Genomic DNA, 21,299 nt, shown 5'->3' on the forward strand with positions numbered 1-21,299 from the left:
CTGCGTGAGCCGGTGGCCTTCGAGCAGACGGTACGGGTGCTGGCCGAGCAGGGACATACCGCCTTCATCGAGATGAGCCCGCATCCGGTGCTGACCATGGCCGTCCAGGAAACCCTCGACGCCCACCACCCAGAAGACACCAACGACATAACGCCCACGGAAGCGCAGGCACCAGCGACGGTGGTGGTCGGTTCGCTACGCCGCGACGACGGGGGGCCGGACCGGTTCCTCACCTCCCTCGCCGAGGCCCACGTCCAAGGCATCGAGGTCGACTGGACCGGCCTGTTCCCCGGCGGCCGCCGGGTCGAGCTGCCCACCTACGCCTTCCAGCGGGAGCACTACTGGCTCCAGCCCTTCGCCGGCTGGTTCGTGGACGTCGCGTCCGCCGGGCTCGGGCAGGCCGGGCACCCGCTGCTCGGCGCCGCCGTCCCCATCGCGGGCGACGACGGGTTCCTGTTCACCGGCAGGCTGTCGCTCAAGACCCACCCCTGGCTGGCCGACCACGCCGTCATGGGATCGGTGATCCTGCCCGGCACGGCCTTCGTCGAGCTGGCGATCAGGGCCGGAGACGAGGTCGGCTGCGACCTGCTTGAGGAGCTCACACTCCAGGCACCCCTCGTGCTCCCGGCGGACGACGGCGTCCAGCTTCAGCTCTGGCTGGGCCCGCCCGGCGACTCGGCCCGCCGTACCCTCACGATCTACTCACGCTCCGAAGGCGACCCCGACGCCCCGTGGACCCACCACGGCACCGGCGTGCTTGCCACGTCATCCGGCGCCGCGTCCTTCGACCTGTCGTCATGGCCGCCGCCCGACGCCGCCGAGCTGCCGATGGACGGCGTCTACGAGCGGCTGGCGGACCTGGGCTTCGGTTACGGCCCCCTGTTCAGCGGGCTCACGGCGGCCTGGCGGCGCGGCGACGAGGTCTTCGCCGAGGTGACGCTGCCCGAAGGAACGGACGTGACGGGTTTCGGCCTGCACCCGGCGCTCCTCGACGCCGCCCTGCACGCCATCAGCCTCGGCGACTTCGTGACCGGTGACGCCCAGGGCCTGCTGCCGTTCTCCTGGAGCGGCGTCTCGCTGCTGGCCGGCGGCGCGGCCGCCGCACGCGTACGGCTCGCGCCCGGCGACTCGGGCGGCGTCACGATCGAGCTGGCCGACTCCACCGGCAGGCCCGTCGCGTCGGTGGAGAGCCTCGCGCTGCGGGCCGTCTCCCTCGACCGGCTCGCGGGCGCACGCCGCGCCCACCACGAGTCGCTCTTCGGCGTGGAGTGGGCACCCGTCCCCGTCGGCCCCGCCGCCGATCCCGCAGCAGAGCGCGTCGCCTGGGCGACGATGGACGAGGCGCGCACCGCGGAGACATGCCCGCCCGTGGTCGTCGCCCACCTGACCCCGGACGCGGAGGGCGCCGGGGACACCGCGACGGCGGCACGCGACCTGCTGCGCCGCACTCTCACCCTCGTTCAGGAATGGCTGGCCGACGAGCGGTATGCGGACTCCCGCCTGGTCCTCGTGACGAGGGGGGCCGTCGCCGCCGCTCCGGGTGAGGACGTGGCCGACCTCGCGGGGGCCTCCGTATGGGGCCTGATCAGGTCGGCCCAGTCGGAGAACCCCGGCCGGTTCGTCCTCGTGGACCTGGATCCGGCCGCCGATCGACACACGGACCGGCACGCCGCCGACGCCGAGGCGCTCGCGACGGCCCTCGCCGGAGGCGAACAGCAGGTCGCCGTTCGGGGCGGCGCGCTGCGCGCACCCCGGCTCGTCAGGGCCGCCACAGCCGACGCCGTCGAGCCCCTCCGGCTCGACCCCGAAGGCACGGTCCTCGTCACCGGTGCGACGGGCGCGCTGGGCGGGCTGTTCGCCCGCCACCTCGTCACCCGGTACGGCGTGCGCCATCTGCTCCTCACCAGCCGCCGGGGCCTGGCCGCCGAAGGCGCGGCTGAGCTTCTGGAGGAGCTGACGGAGCTGGGGGCGACCGTCACGGTCGCCGCCTGTGACGCCGCCGACCGTGACGCGCTGGCCGCCCTGCTCGCCGGGATCCCCGGCGCCCACCCGCTCACCGCCGTGGTCCACGCGGCAGGAGTCCTGGACGACGGCGTCATCCCGGCTCTCACCCCCGAGCGCCTGGACGCCGTACTCAAACCGAAGATCGACGCCGCGGTCAACCTGCACGAGCTCACCGCTGACCTGGCCGCCTTCGTCCTGTTCTCCTCCGCCGCGGGCACGTTCGGCAACCCGGGCCAGTCCAACTACGCGGCGGCCAACGCCTTCCTCGACGCGCTCGCGTCGCACCGGCGCGCCGCCGGGCTGCCCGCCCAGTCCCTCGCGTGGGGCCTGTGGGCCCAGGGCAGCGGCATGACGGGCCACCTCGCGGAGGCCGACCTCGTCCGGATGAGCCGCTCCGGGGTGGGCGCGCTGTCGGACGACGAGGGCCTCGCCCTGTTCGACGCGGCCGTCACGGTGGACCACGCCGTCCTGCTGCCGATCAAGCTGAACCTCGGCACGCTCAACGCGCACGCCGCATCCGGGATGATCCCGCCGCTGCTGCGCGGGCTGGTCCGGGCTCCGCTCCGCCGGACCGTCGAGGCCGCGGGCACGCCCGACGCCTCGCTGCTCACACAGAGCCTGGCCGGGCTGTCCCGCGCCGAGCGGGACAAGGCGCTGCTCGACCTGGTGCGCGGCCAGACCGCGGTCGTCCTCGGATACGGCTCGCCGGAGGCGGTCGAGCCGGGCAGGGCGTTCAAGGAGCTCGGCATCGACTCCCTCACCGCGGTCGAGCTGCGCAACCGGCTCAAGGCCGTGACCGGGCTCCGGCTGCCCGCCACTCTCGTCTTCGACTACCCCTCGCCGTCGGCCATCGCCGCCCATCTCGGCGCCGAGCTGTCGGGCGTACAGGCGCCGAAGGCGGCGACCGCCACCGTGGGAGCGACCGGCGACCCCATCGCGATCGTGGCGATGAGCTGCCGCTACCCGGGCGGGGCCACCAGCCCCGAGGCCCTGTGGCGGCTGGTCGCCGAGGAACGCGACACGATGTCGGCCTTCCCCGGCGACCGGGGCTGGGATGTCGCGGGCATGTACTCGCCCGACCCCGACCAGCCCGGCAGCTTCTACGCGCTCGAAGGCTCCTTCGTGTACGACGCGGCCGACTTCGACGCCGCCTTCTTCGGGATCTCGCCGCGTGAGGCGCTGGCGATGGACCCGCAGCAGCGGTTGCTGCTGGAGACCTCCTGGGAGGCGTTCGAGCGCGCGGGAATCGATCCCTCGACGGTCCGGGGCAGCCAGACCGGTGTCTTCGCCGGCGTGATGTACCACGATTACGCGACCAGGCTGTTCGCTCTTCCCGAGGGAGTCGAGGGTTACCTCGGCACGGGGAACTCCGGCAGCGTCGCCTCGGGCAGGATCGCCTACACCTTCGGTCTCGAAGGCCCGGCCGTGACGGTCGACACCGCGTGCTCCTCGTCGCTGGTCGCCCTGCATCTGGCGGCCCAGGCGCTCAGGCAGGGGGAATGCTCCCTCGCCCTGGCGGGTGGCGTCACGGTGATGTCCACGCCGAGCGTGTTCGCCGAGTTCTCCCGCCAGCGCGGCCTCTCCTTCGACGGCCGCTGCAAGTCCTTCGCCGCCGCCGCCGACGGCACCGGCTGGGGTGAGGGCGCCGGCATGCTCCTGCTGGAGCGGCTGTCGGACGCGCGCCGCAACGGCCATCCGGTCCTGGCGGTCCTGCGCGGCAGCGCGGTCAACCAGGACGGCGCCAGCAACGGCCTCACCGCCCCCAACGGCCCGTCCCAGCAGCGGGTCATCCGCCAGGCCCTGGCCAACGCCCGGCTGACGGCGGCCGAGGTGGACGCCGTCGAGGCGCACGGCACGGGCACCGTGCTCGGCGACCCGATCGAGGCGCAGGCGCTTCTCGCGACGTACGGCCAGGACCGGGACGAGCCGCTCTACCTCGGCTCCGTCAAGTCCAACCTCGGCCACACCCAGGCCGCGGCGGGCGTGGCGGGCGTGATCAAGCTGGTCATGGCGATGCGGCACGGCGTGCTGCCCAAGACGCTGCATGTGGACGAGCCGACCCCGCACGTGGACTGGTCGGCGGGTGCGGTGGAACTGCTGACCGAGCAGATCGCCTGGCCGGAGACCGGCCGTCCGCGCCGGGCCGCCGTGTCGTCCTTCGGCATCAGCGGCACCAACGCCCACGCCATCCTGGAGCAGGCCCCGCCGGGCGGCGAGGCCGTCCCCGAGCCCGTGGACGGGCCGCTCGCGCCGTGGGTGCTGTCGGCCGCCTCCGAGCGGGCGCTCCAGGAGCAGGCCGTACGGCTTCGCGAGCGGCTCGCCGCGGACGCGGAGTGGCGTCCGGCCGACGTCGCCTACTCCCTGGCCGCGACCAGGTCCGCGCTGCGGCACCGGGCCGCGGTCGCGGGCAGGGACGTCCCGGAGTTGCTGGCCGGGCTCGACGCGCTCGCGACCGGCCAGGACGCCCCCGGCCTGTTCCAGGGAACGGGGACGGCCGGCAAGGTGGCGTTCCTGTTCACCGGTCAGGGGTCCCAGCGGGCCGGGATGGGCCAGGAGCTGTACGAGGCGTTCCCTGCCTTCGCTGAGGCGTATGACCGGGTGTGTGCTCATCTGCCCGCCATCGATGGTGAGCTGCTGGATCGTACGGAGTTCACCCAGCCCGCTCTGTTCGCGATCGAGGTGGCGTTGTTCCGCCTGGTGGAGTCGTGGGGCATCGTGCCGGACTTCCTGGCCGGGCACTCCATCGGGGAGATCGCCGCCGCGCACGTGGCTGGCGTTCTGTCCCTGGAGGACGCCTGCACCCTGGTCACCGAACGGGGCCGTCTCATGCAGGCCCTTCCGGAAGGTGGGGCGATGATCGCGATCCAGGCTTCGGAAGAGGAGGTCCTGCCCCACCTCACCGACCGGGTGAGCGTCGCCGCGATCAACGGCCCTTCGTCGGTCGTCGTGGCCGGGGACGCAGACGCGGTCGACGCCGTGGTCGCGCAATTCCCCGACCGCAAGTCCAAGCGGCTGAAGGTCAGCCACGCCTTCCACTCACCGCTGATGGACCCGATGCTGGAGGACTTCCGCCGGGTCGCCGAATCCCTCACCTACAACCCTCCCCGGATCCCGATCACGTTCGGCCACGACGCGGACTACTGGGTGGCCCACGTCCGTCAGCCGGTCCGGTTCCTGGACACCATGCGGACGCTGGAAGCCGAAGGAGTACGGGTCTTCCTGGAGCTCGGGCCTGACGCCGTACTGACCGCGATGGGCCAGGACTGTGCCAAGGGCACCTTCATCCCGGCGCTCCGCAGCGGCAGAGCCGAGCCGGAGACCGTCATGTCGGCGCTGGCGGGGCTCCACGTCAACGGCGTCACCCTCGACTGGGAGCGGATCCTGCCCGGCGCGCGCCGTGTGGACCTGCCCACCTACGCCTTCCAGCGCAGCCGCTACTGGATGGAGTCGCCGATCACCGCTGCCGACCTCGCCGGCGCTCCGGCACTGGTGGACGGCGGCTTCTGGGAGGCGGTCGAGCGGGAGGACCTGGAGGCGCTGGCCGGCACGCTGAACGTGGCGGACGACGCCGCGCTCCGCACGGTCCTGCCCGCCCTCGCCTCCTGGTACCGGGACCGCCGCGACCGGTCCGGCCTCGACGCTCCGCGTCACCGGGTCACCTGGGCCCCGCTTTCCGCGACGTCCCCGGAGGAGGCCGTGGACGGGCTCCCGGGCACCTGGCTGGTGGTCGCCCCCGCCGCGCACGCCGACGACGAACTCGTCGAAGGCTGCGTACGGACGCTGAACGAGCGGGGCGCCACCGCCGTCGGGATCGTGCTGGACGAGACCGACACCGACCGGGCGCGGCTGGCCGACGGGCTCGGGCAGATGCTGTCCGGTCCGGTCGCCGGAGTCGTGTCGCTGCTCGCCCTGGAGACGGGGGAGCACACGGCCAGGCCCGGGCTCCGGCTCGGGTTCGTCCAGACGCTGGCCTTGGCGCAGGCGCTCGGCGACGCCGGGATCCAGGCACCGGTGTGGGCGGTGACCAGGGGAGCCGTCGCCGCCGCCCGCGCCGACGCTCCGGGCGACCCCGCCCAGGCCCAGGTGTGGGGATTGGGCGAGCACCTCGCGGGCCTGATCGACCTGCCGCACGCCTCCGCCCCGGACGTCCCGGCGGAGGAGGCTTCCGGCTCGCGGGTCCTGACCCTCCTGGCCGGCGTGCTCGGCGGGGCGGCGGACACCTCGGCGAGTGGCCCCGCCACCACGACCGCACCGACCGCACCGGCCGTACGGGGCGGCGGATCGCCCGCCCGGGCGCTGGCCGTACGGGACGGCGGATCGCCCGCCCGGGCGCTGGCCGTACGGGACGGCGGTCTGCTCGCGCGGCGGCTGGCCCCCGCGCCGGCGGCGGGCGCGGCCGCCTGGCGGCCGAGCGGCACGGTCCTCGTCAACGACGACACCGGCGAGCTCGGCGCGCACGTCGCGCGCTGGCTGGCCACGGCCGGCGCGGAGCGTGTCGTCCTGGCCGGCGCCACGGCGACCGACGGCGCCGTGCTGGAGGCGGAGCTAGCGGCGGCCAACGTCAAGCTGAAGGTCGCCGCCTTCGACCCGGCGGACCGGCAGGCCTGGGCCACCCTGGTGAGCGAGCAGGGCCCGTTCAGTGCCGCTTTCCACTTGTCGGGCCCGGACGACCCCACGGCCCCCGACGCGCTCGCCGCGAAGCTCATCGGCGCCACCGTCCTCGACGAGCTGCTCGGCGATACCGCCGGGGCCGCCGGGGCCGGGGATGCTCCGGCGGACGCGGGGATGCTCGTGCTCGCGTCCTCGCACGGCGGCGTCGCTGACGCCTTCTTCGACGCGACGGCGCGCCGCCGCATGGCGCGCGGGCTGCCGGCGCTGGCGGTGTCCTTCGACCCCTGTACGGCGAGTCAGGCGACGGCCGCACTGCGGCAGGCACTCGGCGAGGACGACACCTCGATCGTCATCGGCGCGGCCTCCGCCACCCCACCGGCGACCTCCCAGAGCCCGACAGGCACCGGGGCTCCGGCCGGGACGTCCGGGACCGCCGAGGAGCCGGGGAACCACCGCGCGCTGTCCGACCGGCTGGCAGCCGCCTCGGCGGACGAACGCCGGACGATCCTGCTGGATCTGGTCACCTCCCAGGTCGCCGCAGCCCTCGGCTACCACTCGCCGGCCGAGATCGAACCGGAGCGCGAGCTGCTTGAGCTGGGCTTCGCCTCCCTGTCGGCCGTCGAGCTGCGCACCCGGCTCAACGTCAGGACCGGGCTCGACCTGCCCACCGCCCTGGTGTACGAGTACCCGACACCCGCCGCCATCGCCGAGCTGCTGGACGCAGAGCTGGTCGGCACCGTGACCGGGGCGTCCCCGAGCACCCTCGCCACGCTCCTGCGGCACGCCACGGCGGCGGGCCGGGCAGAAGGGTTCCTCGGCATGCTGATGACCGCCTCGGAGTTCCGCCCGGCCTCGGCCGACCCCAGCGACCTCGAAGTCGCGCCGGTCACCCTGGCCCGTGGCGGGGCGCGGCCCGCGATCATCGCGATTCCCTCGCTGACCGCCATCTCCGGGCCTCACCAGTACGCGAGATTCGCCGCCGCCTTCCGGGGCGGGCGCCAGGTGACGGCGCTGCCGCTGCCCGGCTTCGGCGACGGCCGCCCCCTGCCCGCCACCGCCGCGGCGGTCGTGGACATGCTCGCCGCGGCGGCCGGGGACGGCGGTCCCGCCGTGCTGCTCGGCCACTCCTCGGGCGGCGTGCTGGCCCACGCCGTGGCGGCCCGGCTGGAGGCGGAGAACCGGCCGGTCGCCGGGGTCGTGCTGCTCGACACCTACGAGCCGGGCGCGCTGGGCGGGCTCCTGCCCACCCTGATGGCCGGGCTGCTCGAACGCGCCGACGTGGGAGCCCCGCTGGACGACGAGCGGCTCACCGCCATGGGCGCCTACCTCCGCCTGTTCGCGGACTGGACACCCGAACCGATCTCCGCCCCCACCCTCCTGGTCGGGGCGGCCGAACCCATGGAAGGCCGGAAGGCCGGATGGAGGATGCCCCACGCCGGAGCCGAGGTCCCTGGAAACCACTTCACGTTGATGGAGGACAACGCGGAGAAGACAGCGGCAGCCGTCGAGGAATGGCTGTCGGGCATTTCTTCAGATGGGAGGAACTCATGACGACGTCAATGGAATCGCCGTCACTGAAAAGCGTGGTCCATGACCACCGTCACCCGGTCGCACGCCTTTCCGGGTTGCTGGACGCCGATTCCGTCACGCCTCTGCACGCACCCGACGACAGCGGGGTGCTCGCGGTCAGCGGCCGTGTGGACGGCGACCCGGTCGTCGCCTTCTGCACCGACGCCACGAAGATGGGCGGCGCGATCGGCGCCGACAGCACCGCCCACATCGTCCACGCCATCGACCTCGCCGCCCGCGAACGGTGCCCCGTCATCGGGCTGTGGCACTCGGGCGGGGCCAAACTGGCCGACGGCGTGGAGTCCATGGACGGCGTCGGGCGCATGTTCGCCGCCATGACGAGGGCGTCGGGACGCATCCCGCAGATCTCGGTGGTGCTCGGGCCGGCCGCGGGCGCCGCCGCGTACGGCCCGGCGCTGACCGACCTGGTCGTCATGGCCCCCGAAGGGCGGGCCTTCGTGACGGGCCCCGAGGTCGTACGGAGCGTCACCGGCGAGCAGATCGACATGGAGGGGCTCGGCGGCCCCGAGACGCACGGGCGCAAGTCCGGAGTCGCGCACGTCGTGGCCGATTCGGAGGCGGACGCGTACGCCAGGACCCGCAGGATCACCACGCTTCTCACGCGGCAGGGTCGTTTCGACCCGGAGTCCGTCCACGAGGAGCGGGCCCTGCGGCAGCTCCTGCCCGACAGGCCGCGCCGGGCGTACGACGTGCGGCCGCTGGTGAAGGAGCTCCTCGACGACGGAGCGTTCGAGGAGCTGCAGGCGCGCTGGGCGCCGAACATGGTCATCGGGCTGGGCCGCCTGGCCGGCCACACGGTCGGCGTCCTCGCCAACAACCCGATCCGCATGGGCGGCTGCCTGGATTCGCTCAGCGCCGAGAAGGCGTCGCGGTTCGTCAGGATGTGCGACGCGCTGGGCGTGCCCCTCGTCGTCGTCGTGGACGTCCCCGGCTACCTGCCCGGAGTCAGCCAGGAATGGTCGGGCGTGATCAGGCGTGGCGCCAAGCTGCTCCACGCCTTCGGCGAGGCCGTCGTGCCGAGGGTCACCCTCGTGACCCGCAAGTCGTACGGCGGCGCCTACATCGCGATGAACTCGCGCTCGCTCGGCGCGACCGCCGTCTTCGCCTGGCCGGAGGCGGAGGTGGCGGTGATGGGCGCCGAGTCGGCCGTACGGATCCTGCACAGGAAGAAGCTGGCGGCCGTGCCGGAGGCGGAGCGGCCTGGCCTCACCCTCCGGCTCGTCGCCGAGCAGGAGCGCCTGGCGGGCGGTGTCAGCCGGGCCCTCGCCATCGGCGTGGTCGACGAGGTCATCGACCCGGCGCACACCCGCTACCGGCTGGCCGAGGCACTGGCCTCCGCGCCGGCCATCCGCGGCCATCACGGAAACATCCCGCTCTGACCGAAGGAGGAGATCATGACGAACACCAACGACGACTCCCTGTGGGTCCGCAGGTTCCACCAGACGCCGCGAAGCGACGTCAGGTTGGTCTGTTTTCCGCACGCCGGCGGCTCGGCGAGCTTCTATCACCCCGTTTCCGAGGCGTTGTCCGGCACGGTGGAGGTGCTGGCCCTGCAGTATCCGGGCCGTCAGGACAGGCGCGCCGACCCGTGCGTGGACGACATCGCCGACCTTGCCGACCAGATCCACGAGGCGCTGTGGCCCTGGGCGGACCGCCCGCTGGCGTTCTTCGGGCACAGCATGGGCGCGATCCTGGCGTTCGAGGTGGCGCGCCGTTTCGAGTGGCACGACCGCACCGAGATGATCCGGATCTTCGCCTCGGGGCGGCGCTCGCCGTCGTCCCATCGGGTGGAGTCGGTGCACCGGCGCAGTGACAGCGGCATCGTGTCCGAGTTGCAGTCGCTCAGCGGAACCGATTCGCGGCTCCTGGGCGACCCGGAGCTGCTCAGCATGATCCTTCCCGCGATCCGCAGCGACTATAAGGCGATCGAGACCTACCGCTGCGCTCCGGGGGCCACCGTGAACTGCCCGATCGACGTGTTCGTCGGGGACGACGACCCCAAGACCACGTTGGACGAGGCACGTGCCTGGGCGGCGCACACGACCGCCGATTTCGAGATGACGATTTTCCCCGGCGGCCATTTCTATCTCGCCTCGCAGCAGGCCCGGGTGATCTCCGCGGTCGCCGATAAGTTGAGCGGCGCCCGCGTGTGAATCGCCGCCCCGGCATGACTAATAGGGGTTATGCCGGGGTCCGCTGCTCCATAGCATTTTTACTGACGTTGATTGATGAAAGGATTTCCATGTCCGAGTTCGAAGCATGGAGTGTGCTCGCGAAAGGTGATTCGGGCGACGTGATCCTCAGCGTCGACTTCTACGGCACCGGCCGCGCCGAGGCGGGTTTCCACGAGCTGGCGCCCAAGGTGGGCCCGGCCTTCTCCGTGTTGCAGACGGTCATTCCGGCGACGGGCCTGCGTGTCGACGTCACGGCCGAGAGCTACCTTGAGCCCTGGCTGTCCGAGATCCGCGCCAGCGGTCTTCGGGTCCGTGCCATCCTCGGCTACTGCGTGGGCGGCGTGTACGCCGCCGCGATGGCCGCCGAGATCGCGAAGTGGCAGGACGACGCCCCCGAGGTGCTGCTCTTCGACCCCGAGCTGGTCAACGCCGAAACGATCTTCTGGCAGTTCTACAAGCTCGTCGGCAGCCTGTCCCAGGTGCTGACCCCGGAGGAGGCGGCCGACGTGCAGGCCGAGGGCCAGGACGCCTTCGACGAGACCGAAGACCTGGCGGAGCTCACCGAGGCACTGATGGCGATCTTCCGCAGGGCCGGTGAGGCCGCCTTCACCCGCATGGGCCTCGGCGTGGAGTACGCCCAGGAGCTGATCGACGTGTTCGGCGCCTTCATGTCGTACCTGGCGGTGGCCGACCAGATCGACCCGCTCCCGCTGTGGGCGAGCGCGACCGCGCTGACCTCGGCCAGCCCGCAGAGCGGGCTGAACCGGGTCCGCGCGTCCTTCACCGGCGACGTGGTGGTGGCACGCGAGATCAAGTTCGACGTCGAGCACGTCGACATCCTGCGCAGCGACGTCGTCGCCGCGGCCGCCGTGGAACTGCTCGCGGCCTGAGGGAAGAGGGAGCGGAGATGCGATTCCTGGGCGACACCGCACGCGGCGGCCCGGTCCGCGTGCCGGCCACCACCAAGGAGAAGTCGTTGTGGCTCCTGGAGGAGCTGGTCCCCGGCAGCGGGGTGAACAACCTGTCCTTCGCCTTCCAGGCCGGCGGGGACCTGGAGGCGGCGGCGCTGGACAGGACGGTCTCCCTCCTCGTCGGCAGGCACGCCGTGTTCCGCACGGTCTTCCACGTCGACGACGACGGACTGAGCAGGGAGACCCTCGCCGCCGACCGGATCGAGATCCCGGTGGAGCACCGCGACTCGGCCCGTGAGGACCTCGCGGCCGAGCTGACCGCCTTCGTCGGCGCGCCGTTCGCCCCCGACGGCGGGCCGCTGCTGCGCGCCCTGCACCTGCGGCGCGCCGACGGGGACGCCTTCTGCCTGGCCCTCCACCACGCCGTCTTCGACGGCATGTCGGTCGGCATCCTCCTGGAGGAGTTCGCCGCCGTCTACGAGGCGTTCGCGGAGGGCAGGACGGCTCCCGCCGAGCTGCTCGGCGAGGTTCCCCTCTGGCGGGAGCCCCAGCCGTCCGAGCGGAGCAGGACGTTCTGGCGCGAGCGGCTGCGCGGCTTCGACGCCGGCAGGCTGGGCCTGGCCTGCGACCGCGTCGGCGCGGCGGAGACGACGCTGGCCGGCGACCAGGTCACCCGCGTCCTGTCGGCCGAGGCGACGGCGGTCACCCGGCGGCTGCAGCGTGAGCTGCGCGCCCCCCAGGCCGTCGTGCTGCTCGCCGCCTACTACGCGCTGCTCGCCGCGCACGGCGCGGGTCCCGACCTCACCGTCGGCTCCCCGCTGAACGTGCGCGGCAGGGAGCGGGCCCGCACCATCGGCTACCACATCAACGTCCTCACCCTGCGGGTCCTCGTCGATCCCGCCAGGAGCTTCCGGGATCTGGTCGCCGACGTCAGGGACGTCTTCCTCGACGCGGTGGAGCACGCCGACTTCCCCGTCGACGACCTGCTGGAGCTGGTGCCCCGGGCCGACGCCTCGTGGCGCAACTCGCTGTTCAGGCATGTCTTCAACTACATCCCCGACGGCGACCAGACCGACTTCAAGCTCGCCGGCGCCCCCGCCAGGCTGCTGCTCACCGAGAACGGCTTCAGCAAGTTCGACCTGGAGTTCTTCGTCACCGACTCGGCGCACGCGCTGCGCGTGAGGGCCGCCTACTACACCGAGGCGATGGAACGCGGCGACGTGGAGCTGATGGTCGAGCGCTACGACGCGCTGCTGGCCGCCCTCGGCGACGACGTGGACCGGCCGCTCGGCGAGATCCAGGTCTGGAGCGAGCGCGACAGGCGGATCATCGGCGGGGCCAACGCCACCGCCGCCGAGCTGCCGGCCGCCTCGGTCCTGGACCTGGTCGCCGCCCGGGTCGCCGCGTCACCCGGCGCCGTGGCCCTCACCGACGGGGACAGGGAGGTGACCTACGCCGAGCTGTGGAACACCGCCCTGGCCACCCGTGACCTGCTGCGCGGCGCGGGTGTGGAGCCCGGCTCCGTCGTGGCGCTGCTGACGCGGCGCGGCCCCGAGCTGGCGGCGGCGGCGCTCGGCGTCTGGCTCGCCGGAGCGGTCTACCTGCCGCTCGACCCCGACCATCCGCAGCAGCGCATCGCCTACCAGCTGGAGGACTCCGCGGCTGGCGTGGTGATCGCCGACCCGGGGCTCGACGTGCCGGGAGCCGTCCTCCACCCGGTCCCGGTGGGAGAGGCGGGACAGGCGCCGCGGCCCGGCGACCGGGAGCCCCTGCCCGAGTGCGCGTACCTCATCTACACCTCCGGCTCCACCGGCAGGCCCAAGGGGACCCTCGTCACCCATGCCAACCTGGTCAACCTGATCGAGCACTTCGCCGCCGAGCTGGAGGCGTCGCCCGACGCGGCGACGCTCTGGCTGACCACCTTCAGCTTCGACATCTCCGCACTTGAGCTGTTCCTGCCGCTGGCCACGGGCGGACGGGTGATCGTCGCCCCCGACGAGGCCCGCACCGACGGCTCGGCGCTGCGCGACACGCTGCTGCGGCACCGGCCCGGCATCGTGCAGGCCACCCCGACCACCTGGCGTCTGGTCATCGCGGAGGTCGCCTCCCACCTCGCCGGGGTGCGGGTGCTGTCCGGCGGCGAGCCGCTGCCGCCCGCCCTCGCCGCGCGTCTCGCCGCCACCGGCTGCGAGCTGCGCAACGTGTACGGCCCCACCGAGACGACCATCTGGTCGACCTCGGGGCTGATCGAGGGTACGGGGGAGGGGCGCGTCCACGTGGGCCGTCCGATCGCGAACACCGAGATCTTCGTCGCCGGGCCCGGCGGCTCCGAGCTGCCCGTCGGCCTGCGGGGCGAGCTGTGCATCGCGGGCACGGGCGTGGCCGTGGGGTACCACGGCAGGCCGGAGCTGACCGCCGACCGGTTCGGCGAGAACCCGGCGCGCGGGCGTTTCTACCGGACGGGCGACCTGGCCCGCTGGCTGCCCGACGGCAACCTGGAGATCGTCGGACGCCTCGACCGGCAGATCAAGCTGCGTGGCAACCGGATCGAGCTGGGGGAGGTCGAGTCGGTCCTCGGCGGTCACCCGGCGGTGAAGGCGGCCGCCGTGGTCGTCGTCGACGACCCGGACACCGGCGGGGTGCTGACCGCCTTCGTCATCCCCGCGGACGGCGGGGAGATCGCCGGCGACCTGTGGGACCACGCGCGCACGCTGCTGCCGCGCTCGGCCGTGCCGCAGGAGTTCGTGCCGATCGACGCCTTCCCGACCACCGGCAACGACAAGGTCGACTATCCCGCGCTGACCCGCCTGGCGGCGGAACGGCGCACCCGGGCGCGCGGTCAGGCGGCCGATCCGGGCAGCGGCGACGAGACCATCGACATGATCATCGGTGTGTGGGGGGAGCTGCTCGGCACCGGGGGGCTGACCCCGGCGTCGAACTTCTTCGCCAGCGGCGGCCACTCCCTGCTGGGCGCGCGCATGCTGCAGACGCTGCACGAGCGTACGGGGGTCCGGCTCAAGCTGGCCGACCTGTTCGCCGACGCCACACCCGAAGGGATCGCCCGCCGCCTGCGCTGACAGGCGAACGGAAGGAGGCCGCGGCCCACCCGGGGGAAGGGGGACGCGGCCTCCGGCATGTGGGGCCTCCCGGCGGGCGGCCCGCCGTACGCGCTAACCGGCGACGGGCAGGGCGCGTAGTCCCCGGATGAACGGGGAGGACCGCCGCACGACGGGCCCGGTACGGCGCAGACCGGGGAAGCGGGACACCAGCCTGCGCAGCGCCACGTCGCCCTCCAGCCTGGCCAGGGGGGCGCCCAGGCAGTAGTGGATCCCGCTGGAGAAGGAGATGTGGCTCGCGCCCGGCTCCCGTGTGATGTCGAAGCGGTCGGGATCGGGGAAGGCGTCGGGGTCCCTGTTGCAGGCGCCGGTCAGCAGCACCACCTGGGTGTCGGCGGGGACACGCTTGCCCATCAGCTCCAGGTCCTCGTGCGCCACGCGGGTCTGCATGAGCACGGACGCGTCGTAGCGCAGCGTCTCCTCCACCGCGCGCGGCGCCAGATCGGGGTCGGCGCGCAGGGCCGCCCACTGGTCGGGATGCTCAAGCAGGGCGAGAGTGCCGTTGCCGATCAGGTTCACGGTCGTCTCCGTGCCGGCCAGCGCCAGCATCCCGCACATGGCCACCAGCTCGTCCGCGGTGAGCTTGTCGTCGCCCAGCGGGCCGAGCATGCCGCTGACGAAGTCGGCGCCGGGCTCGGTGCGGCGCAGCGCCAGCAGCTCGGTGAACAGCTCGCGCATGCCGGTCACCGCCTCCTGGAGCCGGGTGGCCTCCTCCAGGGAGACGACTCCGTCGAGCACAAGGCTGAGGCCGGCGGCCAGGTGGTTGAAGCGCGGGCGGTGCTCCTCGGGGATGCCGAAGAGGTCGCCGATGACGGCCACCGGGATGTGCGAGGCGTAGTCGCGCATGAGGTCGAACCCGCCGGCCGTGACCTTGTCGAGCAGGCTGTCGCAGGCCCGCTCCACGTCGGCCCGGAATCCGGCGATGGCTCGCGGGCTGAAGCTCGGCGCGGCCAGGGCGCGCAGGCGGGTGTGGTCGGGTGGGTCCAGGCCCAGCAGCGAGTTGTCGAAGTCGGAGAAGCCGCGGACGGGCCGCTCCCCGTCGGTCCTGCGCAGGCCGAGCCGCCGGTCACGCAGCACCTTGTCGGCCAGGTCGTGGCTCACCACCACGAAGGAGCCGAGCCTGCTCACCTGGAGCGGGCCGCGCCTGCGCATCCTCGCGTAGATCGGGTACGGGTCGTCGGGGCCCAGCAGCAACCGGGCGTAGTGGTCGCCGACGGCGCCGAGGGACTTCAGCGCGGCGCGTGCCGTGCGCAGTTGCGCGCCGAGCTCTGATTCCGTTGTCGTCACCACAGCTCCTCAGGCGGGGCTCGCCATAATTCGCGAAGTCGATTTACACTCACGTTATTCAGGCCCGCGGCACGTGACGCCCCCTGTTCGCCCCCTGCCGCCCCCTATTCCCGCCGTGGCGGGGTGACGTGCCTCCCCCGGCCAGTGGAACCTTTCTTCTGGATGTCAAATCGCTGTGCTATCACTGTTGGGTGCTCGAATCAGGACTTGTCACCGTGGGAGGAACCCGTGCAGTCAGTGACGCAATTGAGAAAGTCAGACTTACCCGTGGGTGACCAGGGAGCTTCTGCGCTGAAGCTGGCGGGTCTACGCAAGGTTTACGGTTCGAAGGTCGCCGTCGACGACCTCGACCTGGTGGTCCCCCAGGGTTCCTTCTACGGCATGGTCGGTCTCAACGGCGCCGGCAAGACCACGACACTGTCGATGGCCGTCGGTCTGCTGCGACCCGACCGGGGCACGTCCGAGATCTTCGGTGTCGACGTCTGGTCCGACCCCGTACAGGCCAAGACGCTCGTGGGCGTGCTGCCCGACGGCATGTCCATGCCCGAGCGCCTCACCGGCAGGGAGCTGCTCACCTACACCGGTCTGTTACGCGGCATCGCCCCGGAGACGGTGGACGAGCGGGCCGAGGAGCTGCTGTCGGTGCTGGAGCTGGACGAGGCGGAACGGACCATGGTCGTCGAGTACTCGACGGGCATGCGCAAGAAGATCGGCCTGGCCACCGCCCTGCTGCACGGCCCCAGGCTGCTGGTCCTCGACGAGCCGTTCGAGGCGGTCGACCCCGTGTCGGCCGCGACGATCCGTACGATCCTGGAGCGCTTCGTCGCCTCCGGGGGTTCGGTGATCTTCTCCAGTCACGTGATGGCGCTGGTCGAGAAGCTCTGCGACCGCGTCGCGGTGGTCACCAAGGGCCGGGTCGTCGCCAAGGGCACGCTGGACGAGGTGCGCGAGGGCCGCAACCTGGAAGACGTCTTCGTCGACCTCGTCGGCGCCCGCACCAGAGGAGCGGAGGGGCTGTCGTGGTTGGCGTCCTGATCAGCATGAAGCTGGCCGTCCTGCGGCGCTCCATGAGCGCGGGCCGCGCGGCCAGCATGGTGACCGGCGCGCTGATCGGCCTGGCCCTCGCCGTGGGGACGATCGTGCTCGCGGTCAGGATCGACCCCTCTCCCATCTCCTCGGGCCTGCTGTCACTGGTGTTCCTGGGATGGACGCTCGGCTGGCTGCTCGGCCCCATGCTCACCGGCGGCGACGCGACCCTGCGGCTCGACTACTTCACGCCGCTCCCGGTGCGTCCTGGACGGCTCGCCGTCGGCCTGTTCGGGGCGTCCTTCGTCGGCGTCCCGCCCGTGATGACCCTGCTCGGCTTCCTGGCCCTGGTCGTGTACGGCGCGCGCTACGGCGTCGTGCCCGCCCTCGTCGCGGTGCCCGGCGCCGTCCTTCTCCTGCTCTTCGTGGTCCTGATCTCGAGGGTCGCGGTCCAGCTCCTCGGCTCGGCGATGAAGACCCGCGTCGGCTGGGAGCTGTCCGCGCTGCTGCTGGCGTTCGTGATCGCCTTCGGCAACACCTGGTGGTTCATGCTGGAGTTCCTCGGCAGGGTGTTCGGCGGCCAGTGGGCCTCCACGGTGGTCAGCTTCGTCAACGCGCTGCCCTCGACCTGGCCGGTCCTCGCCGTCGAGGCCGCCCAGCGCTCCGACTGGCTCGCGGTCGGCGAGGCGCTGCTCGGCCTGGTCGTCGTCTGCGGCCTCCTGCTGGCCGTCTGGGCGTTGCTGCTTTCGCGCCACATGACCCGCTCGTCGAGCGGCACCAAGGTCAAGCGGCCGATCGTGGTGGGAACCGCCCGCCGGCGCATCCTGCCCAAGAACCCGGCCGGCGCGGTCGTCGGCAAGGAGATGCGCCTATGGGTGCGCGACCCCCGGCGCGCCCGCTTCCTCCGCATCGCGATGTGGGTGGGCCTTCTCATCGGCCTGATGCCCCTGGTCGACGGTCACACGATCATGCTGCCGTGGGCGGGCCTCGTCACGCTCGTCTTCGCCGGCGCCTTCTCCGCCAACGTGTACGGCCTCGACAGCACGGGCCTGTGGCTGACCCTCGTCACACCGGGTGTGATCAAGGCGGATGTGCGCGGGCGGCAGCTCGCCTGGCTGCTGATGGTCGGCCCGTTCACGATCGCGGTCACCGTGGTCTTCACCGCGATCAGCGGGCAGACGTGGGCCTGGCCATGGGTCCTGGCCGCCGTTCCCGCCCTGCTCGGCGCGGCCGCCGGCCTGATCCCGCTCGTCTCGCTGCTCGCGGCCGCCCCCTTCCCCGACCGGCGCGACAGCAACCCGCTCGACGGCTTCAACGACGAGAGCGCCGACCAGGTCCGCATGCAGATCTTCTCCATGCTGCTGCTGCAGATCGTCACGGCGGCGCCGGCCGTCCTCGTGGTCATGCTGGGCATGCTGCGCGACAACGCGCCGATCCAGTGGGCCGGCGTCGCGCTCGGCCTGGTGACGGGCGTCCTCTACTGGTGGGGTTTCGGCCGCCTGGCCGCCCAGCGCCTGCACCTGCGCGGCTCCGAGCTGCTGCTCCTCATGCGCAAGGGCGCCCGTGCGCAGGCCCAGGCGGCCTCCGCGTCGTCCGCCTCGGACCCGGATGCGGCCAAGGTGGACCTGCCGCGCGGCGTCGTCGTGGTGCTGACGCTGCTCATCCTGCTGGCCCCCATCCTGCTGATCCCGCAGGGCATCGTCGCGCTGATCCTCTCGCTGACCGGATCGAACGTACGGACCTGGTTCGCCGCCCTCTACCTGCCCCACGCCTATCAGGTGCCGGCGGCGGTGGCCTTCATCCTTCTCGGCGCGCTCGGAATCTGGGGAATCGTCTCGATCACCGTGCGCAACGCGAAGGCCCAGCGCCTCAGGCGGGAGGCCGTCGAGGAGGAAAAGGTGCCCGTCGAAGTCGCCTGACCTGTCCTTCGGCCATACGGCCCGCGAGCGCCGACCACGCGCCCGCGGGCCGATTTTTATAGGGGTGTCATCGAAAAGCGCCACCTGAATACCCTGGCGTATCCAATTGTTCAGCGTGCCGGTTGATTTGGCCGCGAAAAGGGGAGCTCGCATGCGTACGAAGGAGAAAGCAGGGATAGCCCCCACTCCGGTCACCGCGTTGCCGCGCGAGACGATGCGCGACCGGGTGACGGAGCTTGAGCTCATCAGGGCCAGCGTGCACGAGGGCCCCGACCCGGAGGCGACGGAGAAGCAGCACGCCAAGGGCAAGCTGACGGCCAGGGAACGCCTCGACGTCCTCCTCGACAGCGGGTCGTTCGCGGAGATCGAGGCGTTCCGCAGGCACCGGGCCACCGGTTTCGGCCTGGAGCGGCGGCGGCCGCACACCGACGGCGTGGTCGCGGGCTGGGGACGGGTCCACGGGCGTGACGTCGTCGTCTACGCGCACGACTTCCGGATGTTCGGCGGGGCGCTCGGCGAGGCCCACGCCGAGAAGATCCACAAGGTGATGGACATCGCCGAGGCCGCCGGTGTGCCGCTGATCAGCCTGAACGACGGGGCCGGGGCCCGCATCCAGGAGGGCGTCACGGCGCTGGCCGGGTACGGCGGCATCTTCCAGCGCAACGTGCGCATGTCCGGGGTGATCCCGCAGATCAGCGTGATGCTCGGCCCCTGCGCCGGAGGGGCGGCCTACTCTCCCGCGCTGACCGACTTCGTGTTCATGGTGCAGGACACCGCCCAGATGTTCATCACCGGCCCGGACGTCGTGAGAGCGGTGACCGGTGAGGACATCAGCCAGAACGACCTCGGCGGCGCCGGGGTGCACGGCACGCTGTCCGGCGTCGCCGGCTTCGTCTACCCCGACGAGGTCTCCTGCCTGGAGGACGTGCGCTACCTGCTGTCCCTGCTGCCCGGCAACAACCAGGAGCTTCCCCCGACGGTGGACGGCGCCGACCCTCCCGACCGCCTGAACGAGGTGCTCCTGGACCTGGTGCCCGCCGACCCCGCCCAGGCGTACGACATGTCGGAGGTCATCAGGGAGATCGTGGACGACGGCGAGTTCTTCGAGTTCCACGCCGGCTGGGCGGGCAACCTGATCGTGGGACTGGCCAGGCTCGACGGCCAGGTCACCGGGATCGTCGCGAACCAGCCCAGCAACCTGGCCGGGGTGCTCGACATCAAGGCGTCGGAGAAGGGCGCCCGGTTCATCCAGATGTGCGATGCCTTCAACATCCCGCTCATCAGCCTCGTCGACGTTCCCGGCTTCCTGCCGGGAGCCGACCAGGAGCACGGCGGCATCATCCGCCACGGCGCCAAGCTCCTGTACGCCTACTGCGCGGCGAGCGTCCCCCGCATCCAGGTGATCGTGCGCAAGGCGTACGGCGGCGCCTACATCGTGATGGACTCCCGCTCGATCGGCGCCGACCTGTCCTTCGCCTGGCCGACCAACGAGATCGCGGTGATGGGGGCCGAGGGCGCGGCCAACGTGGTCTTCCGCAGGGAGATCGCCTCCGCCGAGGACCCGGCGGCGCAGCGGGCCCTGCGCGTGGAGGAGTACCGCCGGACACTCATGCACCCCTACTACGCGGCCGAGCGCGGCCTGGTGGACGACGTCATCGACCCCCGCAGGACGAGAGTCACCCTGATCGGCGCCCTCGCCCTGCTCCGCGCCAAGCACGCGGCCGCCCCCCAGCGCAAGCACGGAAACCCTCCGATGTGATGGGCCTTCATGAGCCATCGGCCGTACCCTCCGGCGCGCCCGGAGCCCCGGTGCTTCGCGTCCTGTCCGGCGAGCCGACGGGGGAGGAGCTCTGCGCGCTGCTGTGCGCGCTGCGCCTGAGCTCCTCCCGTCCCACCGCGCGTCCGCCCGCCGTCACCCCCCGGAGGCAGGCGTACGGCTACCGCTCACCCCGCTCCTGGTCCACCCCCCGCGTGGCGCGAGGCTGAGAGGGGCCGCCCACGCCCGGGGGTGTCGTCACAGCTCGCCGCTCTCGATGGCCTCCTTCAGGCCCGCCTGGGTCTCCTGGTGGGAGGCGACGCCGTTCGTCACGGTGAAGTCGATCAGCAGGACGCTCGCCTCGAACATGAGGTGCTCGGTGACCCGTGTCCGCCCGTCGCCGAGGTCCGTGAAGACGATCTTCTGGTGTGTGACGACGTTCGGCAGCGTCCAGCTGTCCGTCTCGTAGTAGAAGCCGTCGGGATGGACGCGCTGCTGGCCGTGGGTCTTGGTGGTGACGGGCACCCCGGCGATCGGGATGTTCTCGATGGCGGTGAAGTTCACGTAGTGGACGCCCCCGTCGGTCCAGTCCTTGTGGGTCACGATCCGCTGGAGGAACGAGTGCCGCCCCACATGGTTGTCGAAGTTCGAGTACACCTCGAAGACATGCTCCCGCGGAGCGTCGATGTCGATGGAGATGTCACGCTCGACCCGGCTTCGCCCGGTGTACGGGAGGGGTGCGGTGGCGACTTGGTAGAACTTGTAGAAGTCCCAGGCGGCCTGCCATTCGGCGGCGATCTGGGCGTCCGTCTCGATGGTGTCGGCGCGCGCGGGGGCCGAGAGCGCGGGCAGGAGGAGGGCGGCGGCGAACAGGGCGGCGAGAAAGCGGACGAGCTGCTTCACGG

11 protein-coding genes are annotated in these 21,299 nt (G+C 72.2%); 9 read left to right on the plus strand and 2 right to left on the minus strand.

Annotated features, from left to right (window positions below; genetic code table 11):
* The first annotated feature begins 12 nt into the window (after positions 1-12).
* The 5 genes from AB0B72_RS26530 (at position 13) to AB0B72_RS26550 (ending at position 14,367) form a co-directional block, all read left to right on the plus strand.
* On the plus strand, positions 13-8,166 hold the full coding sequence (locus AB0B72_RS26530; RefSeq protein ID WP_367741676.1) for an SDR family NAD(P)-dependent oxidoreductase: 8,154 nt from the start codon (positions 13-15) through the stop codon (positions 8,164-8,166).
* A 32-nt stretch (positions 8,167-8,198) separates the two neighbouring features.
* The gene (locus tag AB0B72_RS26535) at positions 8,199-9,584 is read left to right on the plus strand and encodes an acyl-CoA carboxylase subunit beta (protein WP_367741677.1); all 1,386 of its coding nucleotides are present in this window, start codon (positions 8,199-8,201) and stop codon (positions 9,582-9,584) included.
* 15 nt (positions 9,585-9,599) lie between these two features.
* The gene (locus AB0B72_RS26540; protein ID WP_367741678.1) at positions 9,600-10,358 is read left to right on the plus strand and encodes a thioesterase II family protein; all 759 of its coding nucleotides are present in this window, start codon (positions 9,600-9,602) and stop codon (positions 10,356-10,358) included.
* A gap of 89 nt (positions 10,359-10,447) precedes the next feature.
* On the plus strand, positions 10,448-11,269 hold the full coding sequence (locus tag AB0B72_RS26545; RefSeq protein ID WP_367741679.1) for a hypothetical protein: 822 nt from the start codon (positions 10,448-10,450) through the stop codon (positions 11,267-11,269).
* A gap of 17 nt (positions 11,270-11,286) precedes the next feature.
* Complete coding sequence (locus tag AB0B72_RS26550) at positions 11,287-14,367, plus strand: amino acid adenylation domain-containing protein (RefSeq protein WP_367741680.1); 3,081 nt, start codon at positions 11,287-11,289, stop codon at positions 14,365-14,367.
* 93 nt (positions 14,368-14,460) lie between these two features.
* Here the strand turns inward: AB0B72_RS26550 and AB0B72_RS26555 are convergent, their stop codons facing one another.
* Positions 14,461-15,693, minus strand: coding sequence for a cytochrome P450 (locus tag AB0B72_RS26555; protein WP_367741681.1), 1,233 nt, complete (start codon positions 15,691-15,693; stop codon positions 14,461-14,463).
* Positions 15,694-15,960: 267 nt separating this feature from the next.
* Here AB0B72_RS26555 and AB0B72_RS26560 point away from each other — a divergent pair, with 267 nt between their 5' ends.
* From AB0B72_RS26560 to AB0B72_RS26575, 4 genes are all read left to right on the plus strand, one after another.
* Entirely contained in the window at positions 15,961-16,728 is a 768-nt protein-coding gene (locus AB0B72_RS26560; protein WP_367741682.1) for an ABC transporter ATP-binding protein, read from the plus strand.
* A complete protein-coding gene (locus AB0B72_RS26565; protein WP_367741683.1) occupies positions 16,713-18,638 on the plus strand; it encodes a hypothetical protein in 1,926 nt (641 codons plus the stop codon). The genes AB0B72_RS26560 and AB0B72_RS26565 overlap by 16 nt, the downstream gene beginning before the upstream one ends.
* Positions 18,639-18,852: 214 nt before the next feature.
* Positions 18,853-20,397, plus strand: coding sequence for an acyl-CoA carboxylase subunit beta (locus AB0B72_RS26570; protein ID WP_367741803.1), 1,545 nt, complete (start codon positions 18,853-18,855; stop codon positions 20,395-20,397).
* Positions 20,398-20,447: 50 nt separating this feature from the next.
* A complete protein-coding gene (locus AB0B72_RS26575; RefSeq protein ID WP_367741684.1) occupies positions 20,448-20,624 on the plus strand; it encodes an acyl-CoA carboxylase epsilon subunit in 177 nt (58 codons plus the stop codon).
* A gap of 28 nt (positions 20,625-20,652) precedes the next feature.
* Here AB0B72_RS26575 and AB0B72_RS26580 read toward each other — a convergent pair whose 3' ends face one another.
* Complete coding sequence (locus AB0B72_RS26580) at positions 20,653-21,297, minus strand: SRPBCC family protein (RefSeq protein WP_367741685.1); 645 nt, start codon at positions 21,295-21,297, stop codon at positions 20,653-20,655.
* Between the last annotated feature and the right edge of the window lie 2 nt (positions 21,298-21,299).

This window comes from Microbispora sp. NPDC049125 (assembly GCF_040802045.1).
Classification (GTDB): Bacteria; Actinomycetota; Actinomycetes; order Streptosporangiales; family Streptosporangiaceae; genus Microbispora.